This is a genomic window from Hymenobacter tibetensis (assembly GCF_022827545.1).
In the GTDB taxonomy this organism is placed as follows: Bacteria; Bacteroidota; Bacteroidia; order Cytophagales; family Hymenobacteraceae; genus Hymenobacter; species Hymenobacter tibetensis.
Window position 1 is genome coordinate 1,016,837 of record NZ_CP094669.1, and the last position, 18,044, is coordinate 1,034,880.

Below are 18,044 nucleotides of genomic sequence, written 5' to 3' on the forward strand. Positions count from 1 at the left end.
TGAGAGTCGGCAAAAGTGGAATAGAAACTCCTCCTTACGGGTGAAGGCAACTACCGGTTTATCTGTTCTAGTAGCAACACCTACTTGCGTGTGAGGGCGCGCTGGCGCTTCATTTCGGTGGTTGGGGTACTTCCACTTGTACCTCAAAGTCTCGTTTGGGAGGCGCTTGGTTGTCGGTGGCATTTCGATACAGAAACCGCAACGTTGTTTGACCGGGCTTGAGGGCCGTAAACTGAAATGCAACATCTTCGGGAGAGCCTACTTTGGCTTTCTTCGGTTTCTTGCGGGGCTGCTCAACGGGTGGCGCTACTGCTTGCACTACGCCGTCGGCTACAGGCATCAGCTCCCACTTGTACTGCGAGCCAACCGTGGTGTCGAGCTTGATTAAAAGCTGGTCGCCCTGGTTGACCTTGACATTGCTATGGTTGCCATACTCCGTGATGTTCACGTTTTTGGCCACACCGGGCTTATCAATGGTGACGTACGCATGGAAATAGCCGCCCAGCGGCGAATAGCCAGAACCGGGCACTGCCGAAACCAGTGCCAAATCAATGCCCCCCGTGCCAACAGCCTGAAAATGCACTTCAAACGTGGCGGGGGCGCCCGGAACGCCACTGCTCAACCCAGGCAAGCTGTGCGTCTGCGTTACGGCAAGCTGACCGGGGTAGGTCTGGGTCAAGCGCCAGCCAAAGCGCGGTGAAACCGTGGGCAACCGCACCACCAACTGGTCGCCTACATTGAGTTGAATCTGTTTGCCGTTATCGTTGGCGGTAAGCGTAACAACATCGGCATGTACGGGGGTAGCAAGCACAGAAGTAACGTACACCCACAGTAAAAGCCAGGGCCAAGTAAAGCGCTTGATGGAAAGCGCGTAAGGGATAGTGATTCGCAGTGAATTCAGCATTTCAACAAAGCGTAAGGTTCAGGTAGCAAACAAGACAGCCGGCGCTTACGAAGCCGCCGGCTGTATCAAGAGTGCGAGAAAGTGTACGATTAAACGTTGAAAAACGCTGTTGTTGAGCTTGTTATCGGTGGCGTCCGTAGAGAGCAAAGACTGAGTGACTACAGCAAAACGGTCCTGCGTTGGCTAAGGCAGCGCGCCCGTTCCGTAGGTATGCGTTGTTTGCTAGCGAGTAGTGCCTTACCGCACACGTACCGTGCCGGCGCCGTTGTAGCTATGGTACTCGGCGTTGTACATGGCGTCGGCGCTGACGGGGCCGAGCTTGAACGTGCCTTTGCTTACAGCGCGGGCCAGGTAGTAGAACGATTTGGGCGTGGGTTCTACGGTGGTGAAAAGGTTGATTCGGTCGTCGCGGACATCGAGATAGTCGGGTTGAGCGGCGTCGGTGGCCCAAGTCAGGTCCCGAACGGCGCCGATGCGCGGGTTCTCGATTTCCAGGCCAGCAGGCAGCAAGTCGGTGATGGCCACGTTCTTCACTTCCCCAGCACTTTGTGTCGACTGGATGGTGATTTTGACCACCACTAGGTCGTTCTGTTTGAACGACGTGGTGCCGACCGGCGCGCCGGTGCGGTCCAGGAACTGGCGGCGGACTTGCAGGTAGGCATCTTCCTCAATTACCTGGCCGGTGGGACTGATGCCTTCCATTTCCCAGAAATAGTAGAGGCTGCCTTTGCCGCTGGTACGCAACGCCAGCTTGTGGTTGGCTACGTTATTTACCGTGAGGTCTTTGCCCGTGAAGTTGCCCATGGCTTTGCTATCAGATAAAAGCGAGGCCGTGACGGTGCTAGCGGCATTCTTCTTGGCCAGCTTGCCAAGGGCCAGCAGCGAGAAGGCGCGTTCCTGCGTGTTCAGCCACCTAGCCGATTTCACTTGGCGGCTGAGCTGGCGAGCCAGCACGTTTATTTGCGGGTTGGCGGGGTCGGCGGCGAGCAGGGCGTTGAGCACCAGGGCTTCGTCGCGGATAGGGGAGGCGAACGAGCCGTCTAGCTCGCGGCCGGCCATGGTTTGGGTGCCGAAGCGGGTGGGTAAGGCTTCGCGGTAGCTGCGCTGGTTGCCGCCCACGGCAAAGGCGCAGGCCAGCACCCACCGCGAATCTTCGGCCAGTAGCTTACGGTTGGCTTTGTAGTAGTTGAGCGCCACCGGGTCGGGGCGGCCGGCGAGGGCCAGCACGTAGAGCGAGTACGGAATTTCCTTTTTCGCCAGGGTGAGCTGCTGAATCACGCCGCCGGTTTGGATGATGTTGTAGGTGTTGGTTTCGCGCTTTTTGGTGCGGGCTTGCAGGTAGCCAAGCACCCGATCGAGCACACTCTTATTCACGGTGAAGCCGGCCTGTTGGGCTTCGAGCAGGAAGTGCGCGGCGTAGGCAGTGGCCCACCAGTTGTCGTAGTCGCCGCCGGGCCAGTAGCTGAGGCTGCCGTTGTACATCTGCTGCGACTCCACCTTGCGGATGGCTTCCTGCACGTGGTAATTGGGGTTGAACAGGCCCGCCTTACCCGTTTTGCCGGTTTTCTGCCCCAAAGACGCCGCCAAATCCCCGTAGTACAGCTGCGGGAAAGCCGCTGATACGGTTTGCTCCAAACAGCCATAGGGGTATTGCAGCAGGTAGCGCAAATCCTTGGCAAACTCGGTCATCGGCGAGCGGCTCACCACCAGCTGGCTCCGCATCGACGACGGCAGGAAGTCACTCGTCAGGTTCAGCTGCTGCGTCGCGCCGCCCGCCACCATGCCCGCTCCCGTGCGCTTCTGGAGCGGCGAAGCAGGGCGGATGGGTAGTTCGATGGTTTCGCTTAATTCATAGGTTGGATTAGAAACGTCTTTGTCAGTTTGAAAACCAGGCACATTAGGTTTCTTCCGTTCGTATACATTAGCTCCAATTTTTATAAAGCCAGTTCCAATAGATGATGCAGTATATCGATAGGTTACCCTGGTTTCCGTATTTGGCTTCAACGTCACATCACGAACGTGATAAGACGGACCTAGTGGAGAAATAACATCAGGAACCTGTTTTACTAAGTTACTAGAAGGCCATAATCTAACATCTAATACTTTTTCCGTCGTGTTCGTCAGCGTGACAGGCACGTCAATCGTGTCGCCGGGGCTGAGGAAGCGGGGGAGGGCCGTTGAAATGACTACCGGGTCGGCGACGCGCATGGTTTGCTCGGCGGAACCGAAAGCATCGTTTTTGTAGGCCACGGCCATGATGCGGACGGCGCCGCTGAACTGTGGCACGCGCAGCTTGTAACGCACGAGGCCGCTGGCGTCGGCGGTAAGTACGCCGCTCCACTTGGCGAATAATTTCACCCGGCGCGAGGGAACGGGCGTGGTGCGGCGGGAGAGGTCGGAGGCGTCGCCGCCCGACGAGCTGGTACCAAGTTCGGGCAGCAGAAAGGGGTACACGTCGTAGGCACTTACTTCGAGGGCGCGCTTCTGGTAGAAGTAGCCGTAGGGGTCGGGCGTGCGGTAATCCTTTAGTTGCAGGATGCCTTCATCCACTATAGCCAGCGTCACGTTGGCGTTGGGCGCGGTGCGCACTTCCACCGTCTGCCACACTTGCGAGCGGCTCAGTTCGGGCGCTTTGATGGCCACGGCCAGCTTGGTTTCCGGCTTTTCCACCACCAGCGGCACGAAGCCGCGCGCCACCGTGAGCGGCAGCCGATTGTCGGTGATTTCGCGGATGGCGGTGGCCGTGACGTAGATGTTCGGGACGTGCCCGCCCTGAATCGGGATGCTGACTTGGGCTGATTTCTCGTCGGTATTTACGTAGAAATGGTTGAGCACCCGGTCCCGCTCCACGGTCACGAGGATGCGGCCGGGGAAAGGCGTTTTCAACAGCAGGTTGGCCGTTTCGCCGGGCTGGTATTTCTCTTTGTCGGCGGCAATGGTCACCTCGCCCTCGTTGTTCACTTCGAAGGCGTTGCTTTGGGTGTCGCCGTAGCCGTAGGCGTACACCTGCTGCGCCACGTAGGTGTCGGCGCCGGGCCGCGACACGCGCACTTCGTACTCGCCGGAATAGCTGGCCGGGAAGCCTAAGTTGCCGGCGTTGCCTTCCTTGCCCACCGATACGCGCTGGTCCATCACGGTTTCTTCGCGCCGCTGCGAGTTGTACACGTAGCGGCCGCCCTGGCGCTCAATCACCGTTTCCCACAACAGACGCACCACTTGCACGCGGGCTTCGGCGCTGGTGGGCTGTCCGGCCGGCGTGAGGGCCACCAACTTAATCGGGATGACCTCGCGGGTTTCAAACATTTCGGGCAGCGTTTTCAGCCCGAACATGACCGCCTGCGTCTGCACCTCGAAGGTGGCGAGGCGGTTGACGGGCCGGCCGGTTTCGTCGAACACCGTGGTGAAGGCCGAGCCTTGCAGCGTACCGAGGTCGGTGTAGTTGGGCACGTCGTAGATAGCCGTGCCGCGGCCAGCAGCATCGGTGTTGCCTTCGCGGGTGGTGTTCTCGAAGCGGCTCGCCAACGAAGACGTGCCCGACTGGTTGCCGTAGCGCGTGCGGCGCTGCTCGCCCGTGCTCAAACTGAAGGTGTAGTCCTCGAATTTCTTAGGAGCGAAAGCCTTTTCTTTCAGCGCAAACTCCACCTCGAACTTGCGGTCGGCGGCGGGCGGACCGAACAGGTTCAGGGCCGTAATCTGAGCGGAAACGGTCTGGCCGGGCTTCACCACGGCGGGTGTGGCTTTCACCGTCACCTTCATGCGGTCCGGAATAAACTCTTCCACGCTCACCTGCCGCGAGGTCAGCAGCACGTCGTTGCCGGTCAGCACTTCCATGGTGTAAGTGCCGGTCATGATGCTAGGCGGCAGAATAAAATCGGCCTCAAAGCTGCCGGCTGCCGTTAGCTCCTTGCGCAAGCTGGCGTACTCCTTGCCGGTGGGCAGCAGCAGCCGAATCTTGACGGGCAGCTTAGCCACCGGGTTTTTCCAATCCTCGGTCCGGATGATGGTGTTGCTGCGGATGGTGTCGCCGGGGCGGTACAGGTCCCGGTCGCCGTAGAGGAAGGCCTGGTAGCGGGCGGCGTTGGATTGCAGCCCACCCACCTCGAACCGCGACGTTTCCACGCCGCTCCGGGTCAAGTCCAGAAACGTGAAATCCGACTCGCGCTGGGCTACCAGCATACTCAGCTTAAAGCGCGAATTGGCGGTAGTGGTGTCGAATTTGGCCACACCTTCCCGGTTGGTGACGCTGGTGCTAATCACCTGGTTGTTGGAACTCACGAAGCGCACTTCCACCCCCGACAGCGGCTTGGCCGTGCGGATGGAGTTGGCGAATACCAGCGTGCTGCCGTTTTTGCCCTGCTTGACAATCATGCCGATATCCGACACCGATACCAGCTTGCTGACTTGCAGCCATTGCCGCTCGGTGTCCTGCACTTTCACCACGTACAGGCCCTTCAACCCGCCCGAAAACTCCAGGTCTTTCAAGTCCAGATTCAGCAGGCGCAGCCCCTGCGCCTTCGGCAGCCCGGCCACGGTGTAGCTCCGCTCAGTCAGCACGTTGCCAAGGTTCTCGATGTCGTAGTAGCGGTAAGAGCGGTCCACGTACTCGCCGTCTTCGCTTGCACTCTCTCCCTCACTGTCTTCGTCGTATTCGGGGTAGCCGTATTGCTGTTCGCCGCGCAACAGCTGCTGGATGTTGTTGGCGTAGACTTTGGCAATGGTTACCTGCACCTTCTCCACCTCGTTGATGCGAATGCCGAGGTTGCGCGTACCCAACGCATCGAGGTACATGGCCTTGTCCTGACTGGCGAAGCTGATGGTGGGCTGCTCGGTTGCGAAACTGACCGTTTCGGTGACGCTGCTGGCGAGTTGGCCGCCAAGCGCACCGGGTAACCCTTGCGCTAAACTTACCTGATACGTTTTGCCGGCTTCAAAACCGCCTTTCAGCACAAAGCCGCTTTCCAACTCTTCCACCGAAAACGCCACTGCCGGCGACACCGTGAGGCCGCTTTGCAGATTCACCTCACTCACGGGCTGGCTGGTCTGAACAGTGATGATGGGGTCGGCATTTTGCAGGCTACCCACAATAGAGCGCACTTCCAGTGCCTGCTGGTCGGGCACGGGTATGCTGGTGGAGTACTCACTCGTGGAAGCTCGGTCGCTGCCCACAGCACGCAGGCCCTGCGCCAGCGCCACGGTGAGCGGGCTACTGGTCCGAACTTCCTGCGTAAGACCTACGCTCACGCTCTGGCCCGGCTCGGCGCTGCGCACTTCGAAGGCCACCGGTTGCCCGTCCTGCGTCACGCGGAGCAGGGGTTTGACGTCGGAGGGGCGCACGCTGTAGTTGAAGGGCAACTCCAGACGCATTTCAGCCGTGCCCGCCGCCCGGGTCGAGCGGCCCCAAAAGGCCTGCGGCTCATTCAGCGCCAGAAACGGCGTGTGAAACTTGCGGCGGTTCTCGGGCAGCGCCAGTTTCTGCTTGCCGCTCGGCAGCGTGGCCGGCTGTAGCTCCGCCTGAAACGTGGTGCTTGGCCGAAACGGCGTAAGCGGCGAAAACACCAGTTCCCGATCAGAAGTCCACTTGAACTTGCCGCGCATGGCGGGCTGAAATTTTACATACTGCACCGTGTCCCACCGGTTCTGCTGCGCCTTGTTCATCACGGCTTCATCGAAGAGAAACACCAGGTTCTGCTGCGGGTCGATTTCCTCGCCGTCGGGGCTAGTAGCGGTATCGGTGCCAGGCTTCGAGCAAGCCCATAGCAATGCCAGCAGCACCAGCAGCGGCAGGCGAGAAAGGGTACGGAACAACATGATAGGGAGGAGCTTGAAAAGACGCCGGAAGGTATATAAAAACGACGATTCTGCTATGTTATGTATAGATTTGGAAGAGACAACTAATCTGTAACGCCTACCGCTCTATCATAAGGATGAACCGTTTGCTTGCCATTCAGAAGTTGGTCTATGATGTATGCTGCCAAATCAGGCTTAAGGTTTATAACGAAGACTATATAACTGACTGGAAAAGTGGATTTGGCTTGCCCGTAGAAGGCTATATTGAGGTTTCAGGGCCGGAAAGAATTAGTGATGTAGAGTGGATAGAACTCGACCCTGTTGTAGTAACTCGGATAGGAAGGCTAGTGCCGCCTAAAGTGAGTATTATTTTAGACGAAATTATACAAGTATTGCAACAAGAATCTATTGATTATCAGGTTGTAAAAGGAATGGTTAGGATAGATGGGCAACAGTTAAGCTAATACTCAAAATGCAGGGTTGAATAGCTTTTGGCCTTTCAATGGCTTTAATTCTAATAACGCAACAGGAGAGTTGTGCGCAAAGAAGACGACCACTTCGTCAAAGCTTCTGAAGGTGCTTACCTCATCAAAATCAAATTGTTCGGCCACCATGTTCGCTTCTGCAATTTCAGTTACAGATACTTTGTATAGGTCTTGCCATTTTTGGATAGCAACTGACGTGTGGTATAGCTGCTGATCTTTCAGTTCATAAATAGCTTTTCCTATCTGCTGCCCGTTTTCTAGCCAATTCTGTATTTTATCCAGCATAGTTTTACACTCCCTCAAACACTCGTTCCCACTGCAACTGCAAGCCTGGTAATGTGTGCACGAGCATATCGCCGGGAGCAAAGTAGGTGCCGCGTGCTTTGTAACGGCCATTTTCTAGCACGTAGGCCGCAATGCTTTTTTCGCCGGGAAACACTATCCAATACTCCGTCACGCCGCTTTCCTCGTAGAGGTCGAATTTCTCTTTTGTATCGTAGGCAGCGGTGCTGGGCGAAAGGATTTCGATAATCCAGTCAGGGGAGCCGAGGCAGCCTTTATCATCTAGTTTCGCGGGGTCGCAGACTACGCAGATGTCTGGCTGCACAACAGTGGTAATCTGTGCATCACCAGTAGGGCCAGCGGTGGTTAAGCGTACATCGAAGGGGGCGTGGTAAACCTCACAGCGCTGGTTGAGCAGGTGCGTATACGTAGTGGCAAAGAAGTAACCAGATATTCGTTGGTGGGCGCGGCGTGGCGCCGGGCTCATACGACGAACCTTGCCTTTTACCAACTCCACGAGTTCATCAAATTGCCACGTCAGATAATCAGCGTAGGAATACGTTTTGCTGACATCGAGTTGGGAAAAACTGGTGATAGGGGGCATGGCACAAACGACATTCGGTGGTTAGTAAAGATACGAGAGCAGCCTACATTTGTCGAAAATCAACTTGTTCATGCCTTCAACCATCCTCATCGTGACCGGCTTGGGCAACTCTGGCCCCGAACACTGGCAAACCCACTGGGAACAGCACTACGGCTACCGGCGCGTGGAACAGCACAACTGGGACGAGCCCGTCCGTGCCGATTGGGTGCAGACGCTTGATGCGGCGGTAGCAACTGCCGACCCCCATGTGGTGCTGGTGGCGCACAGTCTGGCTTGTGCTACCATTGCTCACTGGGCGGCTACCACGCAACACCGCATAGCCGGTGCCCTGCTGGTAGCTCCCGCCGATGTAGACCGGCCCGACTTTCCGCTAGAAGTCACGGGGTTTCGGCCCATGCCCCTGGCGCCGCTGCCGTTTCCGAGTATTGTGGTAGCCAGCACCAGCGACGAGTATGTGACGTTGGCACGGGCGCAGCAATTTGCGGAGGCGTGGGGCAGCCGGCTGGTGAACGTCGGGGCGCTAGGCCACATCAATTCTGAAACCAACCTAGGTCTATGGCCGGAAGGGCACGCATTGCTGATGGAGTTGATGGCACGTTGATCTTCGCACAGGTAAGAGCATTTTTGCCGCTGTACCTTTTGCGCCTTTGACGATAGTACTGTCCTGCTGAGCTTGTCGAAGCATCTCGCGTGCTGACGTTGTGATAGTAAATGATTTTACCACACTAGCGAGATGCTTCGACAAGCTCAGCATGAGGGTCTTGGGTTTAGAGTAACTAGGGGTAACTTTTAGCTAGTACGCACCTGCCCATTGCCGCGGACAAGCCACTTGTAGCTGGTGAGTTCCTCGAGGCCCATGGGGCCGCGGGCGTGGAGCTTTTGGGTGCTGATACCGATTTCGGCGCCGAGGCCGAATTGGCCGCCGTCGGTGAAGGCGGTGGAGGCGTTGGCGTACACGGCAGCGGCATCGACGCTGTTGAGGAACTGCTCGATGTGCGCCGCATCCTCGGAAACTATGGCCTCGCTGTGCTTGGAGCTGTGGGCAGCAATATGAGTGAGGGCTTCGTCGAGGCTGGCTACGGTTTTGATGGCCATTCGCAACGACAGAAACTCGGTGCCGAAGTGCTCGGGCGCGGCCGGCTGCAAAAGCTGGCTGGGGTACAGGCCGCGCAGGACCGCGTAAGCAGGCTCGTCGGCGTAGAGAGTCACGTTGGCTTGGGCCAGGGGAGCAGCCAGCGCGGGCAAGTCAATCAGGCGGGCTTCGTGCAGCAGCAGGCAATCCAGAGAGTTGCAGACGCTTACGCGGCGGGTTTTGGCGTTGGCGACGATGGCGCGGCCTTTGGCGAGGTCGGCAGTTTCGTCGAAGTAAGTGTGCACGATGCCCGCGCCGGTTTCGATGACGGGGACTTTGGCGTTTTGGCGCACGTACTCAATCAGGCCTTGGCTGCCGCGCGGAATCAGCACGTCCACGTAGCCGACGGCCTTAAGCAGAGCTTCCGTGGCCTGGCGGTCGGGGGGGAGCAGGGTGGCGCAGTTGGGGAGTAGGTCGTGCCGGCGCAGCACCTCGTGCACAACGGAAATAATGGCCTCGTTGGAGAAGCTGGCGTCGCTGCCGCCTTTCAGCAAGCACGCATTGCCAGTCTTCAAACACAGCGCTGCCACGTCGAAGGTTACGTTGGGGCGAGCTTCGTAAATGACGCCGACCACGCCGAGCGGCACCCGAACTTTGGAAATGTGCAGGCCGTTGGGCAGCTCCTGTTCCAGCAGCACCTTGCCTAGCGGGGAAGGCAGGGTGGCCACACTTTCTATATCCTGCGCAATGCTTTCGAGGCGCGCGGCGGTGAGTTGCAGCCGGTCGTAGTTAGGATTTTCGGGGGCCATACGGGCCAAGTCTTTCTCGTTTTCACTGAGCAAAAACGGCGTCTGTGCCACGGCGGTGGCCGCTAGGTCGAGCAGGAGCGCGTTTACCTTTTCAGGGGCCAACAGGGCGAGGCTCCGGCTGGCGGTTTGCGTGGCTTGAAAACTGACTTGTAAATCCATAGCGGAAAGGTCGGGAGAAGATACGGCTGCGTGGTTGATAGCCTACAGGATAGATAGTGTTTTGCGGTCTACTAAGAGGGCCATGCTTCGGCAAGCTCAGCACGACGGGTGTAGCCATACACTCTAGCTGATTTCAGCGCTTAAAAACAGATAATCGTAGTGTACCAGCGGCTTCTGGTTTTGCAAGCCAAGGCGTTCTAAAGCCTTATCGGAACCGTATTCAGCTATGCCAATGCCGATGGGTCTGCCGCCTTCGTCGAGCAGCCGAATAATGTCGCCTTTGGTAAACGTGCCGACGATGCCGAGCACGCCCACCGGCAGGAGGCTGGTGGCCTTGCCGGGGGTGGTGAGGGCCGCTTTCGCGCCGGCGTTTATTTGCACGGCCCCTTTGGCAGCGGTTTCGGCGTGGGCCAGCCACTTCTTCTTGCGCGATGCCGTTTTGTTGGGGATGAATTTGGTGTTTACCACTTCCTCGCTCAGGATGCGGGGCAGGACGTTGATGGTTTTGCCGTTGGCAATGTGCACCGCAATGCCCAACTGCGCCACTTTGTGGGCCATATGGCACTTGGTAATCATGCCGCCGCGCCCAAACTGGGAGCGTTGGGTGGTCACGAAACCGGAAAAGCTGGTGGTAGTGGGCTCGATAGCCGGAATCAGTTGGGCACCGGGGGCTTTCGGGTCGCCGTCGAAGATGCCGTCTACGTTGCTCAGGATTAGCAACGCGTCGGCGTCCAGCATCGACGCCACGAGGCCGGCCAGCTCGTCGTTGTCGGTGAACATCAGTTCCGTGACGGAAATAACATCGTTCTCGTTGACGACCGGGATAATGTTGTTTTGCAGCAGCGCCCGAAAGCAGTTTTGCATGTGCAAGTAGTGCTGCCGGTCGCGGAAGTCCTCTTTGGTTACCAGCACTTGCGCGCACACCAACTCGTGGGCCCGAAACAACTCGGCGTACGTGGCCAGCAGCTTCACCTGGCCCACGGCGGCCAGCAGCTGGCGGCTGCTCACGGCATCGGCCTTCTCGGAAACGGAAACCAAGCTACGCCCCGCCGCCACCGCTCCCGACGACACCACAATCACTTCTTTGCCAACTCTTTTCAGGTCGGCAATCTGGTCAACTAAGTGCTGAATGCGGCTGCTGTCGGGCAGGCCGTCTTCGCGCGTGAGGACGTTGGAGCCAATTTTAACGACAATTCTTTGGTACGAAAGTGCCATGCTGCATAAGGTTTCTGCGCTGTTAAGGTAGGCAGAGATTTGCATGGCCACGTTGGTCTTTTCCTCGTTTACGGCTTATGCTCCATCTCCAAAGCGCTGTGTGCGGACTGCTCCTGACCTTATTGGGTGCGGCGGCCTGTGAGCAACGCGGTTCGCAGCGGAGCGCCTCCTCCTCCCGTCCTACCTCTCTCCAACCCGACCAACCCATGGGTGCCGATCAAACCCGACTGTATGCCGATGTTAAGTTCCTGACGTCGCTGCAACCTGCCCGCCACTACCGCAACCTTCGGTCCTTGAATGCGGCTGCTGACCATATCAAAGCCGCTTTTGTGAGTTTGGAAAACGGCCACGTCGAGGAGCAAACCTTCAAGGCCGATGGTCGGCAGTACCGCAACATTATCTTGTGGTTTGGGCAGCCCGACGCGCCGCGCTTGGTAGTTGGTGCGCACTACGACGTGTGCGGCGACCAACCCGGCGCCGACGATAATGCCAGTGCCGTGGCTGGCCTGCTGGAAACGGCCCGGCTGCTACAAAACCTTGGTTCTAACTCGAAATACCGCGTGGAACTAGTAGCCTACCCCAACGAGGAGCCGCCTTACTTCGCCACTGAGTACATGGGCAGCGCCGTGCACGCTAAATCCTTGCACGATGCGAACGTGCCCGTGCGGGCCATGCTTTGCTACGAGATGATCGGCTACTTCCGCGACGAGCCCGGCTCGCAGCGTTTCCCCAACGAGCAAATAGCCGCGCTGTATCCAAACACCGGCAACTTCATCACGGTAGTGGGGCGCATGGGCCAGGAGAGCTTCACCAAGCAGGTGCAGGACCTTATGAAAACCAAGGCCGACATCGACGTGCAGCGCATCAACCTGCCCGCCGAAATGGGCCTGGCCGGTCTTTCCGATCATCGGAACTACTGGAAGTACGGCTACGAGGCCCTCATGATCAACGACACCTCCTTCCTGCGCAACCCCAATTATCACCTCCCCTCCGACACCATCGACACGCTGGATTTCAGGCGGATGGCAGAAGTGGTAAACGGCGTATACGCGGCCATTATGGGGCTGTGATGCGTGAAGAAAACCAACGGCTATAAAGTAAAAAACTAGGTCCCCGCCTCATCTGAGGTGGGGACCTAGTTTTTTACTTACCTATTTATCTGAGCTACCTACTCTAGCTCTTCTTCTGCATCGGCGGCTGGCGCAAACCGGCCTTTGAAGCGGGCGTACAGGGCATTCATAGCGAGCAGCAACAAACCCATCAAGATGAAGACGATGGCGCGGGTGATGGTGTTGCTCTGGCTTAAATCGTAGGATATGAGCCGAATAAAGCAAACAACCATGCCAACCAGCGAGGCATAGCGCAGGTCTTGCCGGCGCAACAGCAGGCTACTGATGAATGCGCCCATAACTTCTACCATCAGCAGAACCGTCAGCACAGACCGGTCGAAGGACTGAACCAACAGCAGCATAAGCGCCAGGAACGCTGGATACAGCAGCAGGGGGACCTTGACCGGCAGTGGTAGTTGCCCAAGCTTGGCCAAAGGCGCCAACCACGGCGGCCAATACGCGTCTTCGGTGGCAAGAACTGGCTGATTGAAGACCACAGCGGCATACGTGAACAGCAAAACGACGGTGCTAGCCGCGGCCAGCCAGGGAGCTGTCAAGAGCTGGCCAGGCGCAATGGCAGTAAGGGCTACGTAGCTACTCCAGAGCACGGAAGCTGCGAAGAAGAACACCCCGTACACCTGCACTCGGCGCAGGCGGTGGGGTAGGTAATGGGCACCCAATGTCAGCGCAAAGGCCAGCAGTATCCACAGCAAAGCTTCCCATTCCAGTTGCACTTCGCGCCACAGCGTAAACGTGAAAAAGAGCAGCGTCAATTCAGGAAGCAAGGGCTGCACGTATTGAGTGGAACGATATACCGGACCGGTAGTTGATGGACGCTGCCACGCAAGACCCGCTAGCACCAGTAGCAGCGCGGCGGCCGTAAAGCGACGAGCCGGAAAGCCTAGCAGCAGGTCGGTAGAAGAAGCCGCCAGCAAGTTGAGGTGGCTAACCAGTGCCAGTGTGAGCAACCCATAGGTAAGGTGCAGCAGGAATCGGTCGGGGTGGCCGTGCCGCGTTAGGGTTTCAGTTGTGGTCAGTTGTTGGCGTAGTAGGTGCGCGGCCATTGCTGCTACAGCGGCCAGCACCACCCACAGAAGTACGGGCACGGCTTCGGTACGCGGCGCGAAGGCCACCCAAACGGCCAGCGTGGCGTGCAACCCGAGCAGGTACAGCCACGGCCAGCGTACGTGCTGCTGCCTGCCTTCCCACCACGAGCAGAACAAGCCCACCCCTGACAAAGCCAGTAGTGGCAGCAGATACCCTAGCACCGATAGAGGTTCGTAAGCTTGCTGAACCGGGAGCACCTGGCTCCATTGCAAGCCCTGATAGCCGACGGCCAGTAACAATAAACCTAACCATAGGCCCGGTATGGTGATATAGTGCCGGAGTACAAGCAGTATCCCACCCAAGCCAACTACAACCCAACCCGCCCAAGTGTGCTCGTACACCAAGCCGCCCGCTGCCAGCAGCAGCCAACCCGCCAACGTGCCGAGTAGGCGCAGCCTGTACAGCGAGTTATAAGAAAGCGGTACGGCATCGAATACGAGCGCGCCGCGGCGGTGCAACAGCGCCTGCGTAGCAACGGTAGTCAGTGCCGCAGCTGCCAGTAGCAAGGCGCGTAGTGTATCGGGGAGCAGGCCGGAACTGGTGCGGTACACGAGCGGGGCCAGCGCCACGGCCAGCACCAACGAAGCGTAAACCAAAACGCGGTACAACGGCCACTCCTGATACCAGGCCAGCAGCAACGCCAGCACTAGGGTTTCAACGTAAAGCAGCGTGAGCGTAGTAGGCCACGAAAGACCGGCTTCGTGCAAACCCAACACAGCTAATGCTAGCAGCAACTGACCTAGCAGCAAGTGCAGCGGCCGGAACCAGCCCGGATTACCCCGCATCCACCAGGCCAGCCCAAATAGCCCGCCCGCGGTAGCGGCCAAGCCGCCAATTAGGGCGGCCACAGGGGCGTTGCTGATGCCAAACAACGCCTGCGTGAGCAGCAGGCCGCCTCCTAAGTACAACAAGCCAGTTAGTACCCGTAGTCCGGTGTGCAGGCTTCGGTCGTTGGGTTCAAACAGCAGTGCGGCAAGCTGCGATAAACGCCCCGTCAGGTGCAAAGCCACGGAACTGCTGAAAGCGGCCAGCAGCAGGAGCAGCGCGTTGCGGTGCAGCTCGGGGCCCGACAACTGTAGGACCAGCGTAGTAGACGCCAGCAACAGCCAGCCGCCACTCAGCACCGTGGCAACCAGCAGCACACGGTAAGCCGGTGGTTCGTTGGCTTTGCCCAATACGCCCGCCAACAGCAAGCTTTCCAAGTACAGCACCACTGCCACTGCCGGCCACACCAGTCCGGCCTTGTGTAGCCCTAAAATAGCTACCACCAACAGCACCTGACCGCATAGCAAGTGCATGGTGCGGAACCAGCCTTTAATTGAGCGTAGCCACCACGCCACCCCGAAAAGCGCGCCCGCGGCCGCAACAGCGCCACTCAACAGCCCCGTTTCCGGCGGATTCGGGACGCCGAAAAGAGCTTGTACCAGCAAAGCCGCACCACCCAGATACAACGCGCCCACCATCGCGCCGAAGCCACGGTACAGCTCTTGTCCGCTTGGCTCTTCTGCGTCGTTGAGCAGGGTTTGGCGCTGCACAAGTTGGAAATAGCCGGCGCCTAGCAAACCAGCCAGTACTAGCAGGCCGGCGTTGCGGTGCAATTCTGCGGAGGTGTAAGAAGTGATTTGCGCGATATTGAGCACCAACAGCCCCAAACTCGCCAACAAAGCACCTGCCGCGGCTACCTGAAACACCACTACTTCCCGCTCTCGGGCCATGATGAAGGCAACCAGCAACGTTTCGAGCAGCATAAAGAGCAGCACGAGCGTGCCCGTAGCGTGCCAGCCTTGCAACGAGAAGGCCGTAAACAAAGCTAGAACCAGCGAGATAATGCTGTCGGTGCGGAACAGCCACTGAATACCGAGTTGCCGGGCCTGCCGGGCTACCCAGAATGTGAGCAGCGCGCCCAGCCCTAAGGGCACTGTTTTCCAGGGCGAGCCGGTGCTGTACTGATAGAGGTTGATGCCCAGGCAAGTCCAGTTCAGTAGGTGGGCCGCAAACAGCAAAGCATCGAAACGCACGCTGGCGTACACCTTCCGGTATTGCACCACGGCCGCGGCTACTCCTACCAGCAATACCAAGCCCATGGCGCCTAAGCGTACAGAATTAGAGGGTGGCGCATCTGCAACCAGCAAGTAGTGCCAGTATTGATGAAACACGAAAAAGCTGAGAATGCTAAGCAGCAGCTGGTACCGCCAGCGCTGGCGGTACGTAATGACGATGCTAAATGCCGTGACGCCCGCCGCGGCAGCCAGCGTGAGTAGCGTGTGCGGCAGCACCGCCAACGCCACCAAACTCAGCACCCCGTGCAGCGTGGCCACCGATTCGCGGCTAGCGTCCCAGGCCAACCACAGATTGGCGGCCACGCCCACTAGTAGCAAGAGGTAGCTAAACGGCGGGTCAACCCATTGCAGCCCCGGTACACTCACGGCACCCACGCAAGCAAACAGAAACACCGCTGCCGCACTGCTTTGCAGCCACACGTGCAGCTGTGCCGCAAAGGGCTTTGCCCGCAGGTAATAATGCATGGCCAGCAGCGCCGCCGCAAAAGTGGTAATCATGCCGAAGCGCACTGGCGCACTAACGCGCAATGCCGTGTACACGCCCAGGAAGCCAATGCCTGTCACGAGGACCACGGCACCTAGTATGCCGGTCCAGTTGTCGAGAAGCAGTTGTTCGGCCCGGTTCCACCAGGTTGGGTTAGTTGGTACAACTGCCGCAGGAGCTGGAATGGACCGGGGAGCAGGACGCAGTGCGGGCGCGGGCAGTGGCCGCGGGGCGGGCGTTGGGGCTGGAGTAGCCGTCAGGGAAGCGGGAGTGGGAGGCGCCGGAACCGGCTTTTCAACCGGCTGAGGTTTGATAGGTGGAGAAGTTGTGGTAGCCGTATCAGCGGCGGCAGGTGCAACAGGTGGCGCTGGTACAGCGGGTGCTGCTTGTGGTGCCGCTGGAGCCATATCAGTAGGCTCTGCTTTGGCCGGTGCCTGAACAGGCGGTGCAGCCGTTGGTGGAGGCGGAGTGGTGGCCACGGCAGGAGCTGCCGACTTATACCACTCCAGTGTCGGTGGGGGTGGCGCCACGATTGGCGCCGGTGCCGGTGGTGCCGGGGCGGGCTCTTGTGGTGGTTGGGAGTGAAGCTTTTGCAGCTCTTGGCGCAAACGCTCAACGGTCACCGATAAAGCAAGGTGTTCGTCTTCGCGCTTTTGCAGGCGTTGGGTCAACTCCCGCACACGCTTTGATACATCCTGGTACAGCAGGACGCCCACAACGGCGACCAGCATCAGTAGGCCAGTTTCCATACAGGTAATGGTTAAGGATAAAACACGAACTGGCTGCCGTCAAGCAGCCGATAATAGCGCGGGCCCGGCGCGGCTGGTAACTTATAGAAGCCACCGCCAGTAGCCCGCAATAGCATAGGGACCGGAACATACAAAATAGTCTTTGTATAATGATCAAGTAAATGACAAAATTTTATACATATTTTTCTGATAAGCCCTTTCAACGGCTCTGAGGGCATAGTACATGAGTCGGGTTCGTACCTTGCTGCCCTCCCTGGCCTCTCGTTTTCTTTATGCTTTCCCACCCGCACGAAATCTTCCTGGAAGTAGCCCGACAACTCAGCTTCACCAAGGCCGGACAGACCTTGTTTCTGAGCCAATCGGCGGTGAGCAAGCAAGTGAAGGCGCTGGAAGAGTATTACAAGACTGGCCTGTTCGAGCGACTCGGCAACAGCGTGGTGCTCACGCCGGCCGGCGAATTGCTGTATAGCAAGCTACTGCTGGCCAAACAGCTGCAACACGAGCTGCACCAAGAGTTTACGGCTCTCAGCAACGACTTCTCGCCGCAGGTGCGCATGGTGATTGGGGCCAGCACCACCATTTCGCTGTACGTTATTCCGCCAGTGCTTTCCGCCTACCTAGGTAAGTACCCCAACACCCAACTCACCCTCAAAAACCGCAACAGCGAAAACATTCTTAAGGCGCTGCTCGAACACGAAATCGACCTTGGCATCATCGAGGGCATCCACAAAGTCAGCAACGTTACTTACACGCCCTTGCTCACCGACGAGGTAGTAGCAGTGTGCTCCACTCGCAACCCCATTTACAAGCAAGAACTCACGGCCCGCGAGCTACTAACCGTGCCCGTTGCGTTGCGTGAAACGGGTTCTGGTACGCTAGCGGTGCTGGAAGAGGCGTTGGCGGCGCACCACATCAAGCTCACCGACTTGCCAGTGAAAGTGCGGCTTGGCGGTACCGAAGCCCTGAAAAACTTCGTGCGGGTTGATACCTGTCTGGCATTTCTGCCACGGCAGGCAGTGCTGAAAGAGCTGGAGTCGGGGGAGTTGCAGGTGGTGCGCATCCGCGACCTGAACCTGGTGCGGCATTTCGACTTTGTACAGCGCAAGGGCACCGAAAACAATATGCCCTACAAAAGCTTCGTGCAGTTCACGCGGCGCTACTATTCCAAAAAGGAATAGCCTATTCCAAATAGCCGTTTGTAAATGGAATAGCAACAGA

Annotated in this window: 11 protein-coding genes; 4 read left to right on the plus strand and 7 right to left on the minus strand. The window is 58.2% G+C overall.

Features of this window, described 5'->3' with window-relative positions:
• Positions 1 to 109: 109 nt before the first annotated feature.
• Together MTX78_RS04205 and MTX78_RS04210 are read right to left on the minus strand one after the other, a co-directional pair.
• Positions 110 to 904, minus strand: a complete 795-nt coding sequence (locus tag MTX78_RS04205) for a protease inhibitor I42 family protein (RefSeq protein WP_243800190.1) — start codon at positions 902 to 904, stop codon at positions 110 to 112.
• 237 nt (positions 905 to 1,141) lie between these two features.
• Entirely contained in the window at positions 1,142 to 6,712 is a 5,571-nt protein-coding gene (locus MTX78_RS04210) for an alpha-2-macroglobulin family protein (RefSeq protein ID WP_243800192.1), read from the minus strand.
• Positions 6,713 to 6,828: 116 nt separating this feature from the next.
• On the opposite strand from MTX78_RS04210, the gene MTX78_RS04215 reads away from it, so the two are divergent.
• Entirely contained in the window at positions 6,829 to 7,155 is a 327-nt protein-coding gene (locus MTX78_RS04215) for a DUF6678 family protein (protein ID WP_243800193.1), read from the plus strand.
• A gap of 3 nt (positions 7,156 to 7,158) precedes the next feature.
• On the opposite strand, the gene MTX78_RS04220 is transcribed toward MTX78_RS04215, so the two are convergent.
• Entirely contained in the window at positions 7,159 to 7,461 is a 303-nt protein-coding gene (locus tag MTX78_RS04220) for a hypothetical protein (protein WP_243800195.1), read from the minus strand.
• Positions 7,462 to 7,465: 4 nt separating this feature from the next.
• Entirely contained in the window at positions 7,466 to 8,062 is a 597-nt protein-coding gene (locus tag MTX78_RS04225) for a Uma2 family endonuclease (protein WP_243800197.1), read from the minus strand.
• Between the two features lie 70 nt (positions 8,063 to 8,132).
• On the opposite strand from MTX78_RS04225, the gene MTX78_RS04230 reads away from it, so the two are divergent.
• Positions 8,133 to 8,663, plus strand: a complete 531-nt coding sequence (locus MTX78_RS04230) for an RBBP9/YdeN family alpha/beta hydrolase (protein WP_243800198.1) — start codon at positions 8,133 to 8,135, stop codon at positions 8,661 to 8,663.
• Between the two features lie 188 nt (positions 8,664 to 8,851).
• Here the strand turns inward: MTX78_RS04230 and MTX78_RS04235 are convergent, their stop codons facing one another.
• Entirely contained in the window at positions 8,852 to 10,102 is a 1,251-nt protein-coding gene (locus tag MTX78_RS04235; protein ID WP_243800200.1) for a glutamate-5-semialdehyde dehydrogenase, read from the minus strand.
• Between the two features lie 123 nt (positions 10,103 to 10,225).
• Positions 10,226 to 11,317, minus strand: coding sequence for a glutamate 5-kinase (gene proB, locus MTX78_RS04240; protein WP_243800202.1), 1,092 nt, complete (start codon positions 11,315 to 11,317; stop codon positions 10,226 to 10,228).
• 77 nt (positions 11,318 to 11,394) lie between these two features.
• On the opposite strand from proB, the gene MTX78_RS04245 reads away from it, so the two are divergent.
• Complete coding sequence (locus MTX78_RS04245) at positions 11,395 to 12,387, plus strand: M28 family peptidase (protein WP_243800203.1); 993 nt, start codon at positions 11,395 to 11,397, stop codon at positions 12,385 to 12,387.
• 98 nt (positions 12,388 to 12,485) lie between these two features.
• Here MTX78_RS04245 and MTX78_RS04250 read toward each other — a convergent pair whose 3' ends face one another.
• On the minus strand, positions 12,486 to 16,826 hold the full coding sequence (locus MTX78_RS04250; protein ID WP_243800205.1) for a DUF2339 domain-containing protein: 4,341 nt from the start codon (positions 16,824 to 16,826) through the stop codon (positions 12,486 to 12,488).
• A gap of 272 nt (positions 16,827 to 17,098) precedes the next feature.
• On the opposite strand from MTX78_RS04250, the gene MTX78_RS04255 reads away from it, so the two are divergent.
• A complete protein-coding gene (locus tag MTX78_RS04255; RefSeq protein WP_243800207.1) occupies positions 17,099 to 18,004 on the plus strand; it encodes a LysR family transcriptional regulator in 906 nt (301 codons plus the stop codon).
• Positions 18,005 to 18,044: the final 40 nt, after the last annotated feature.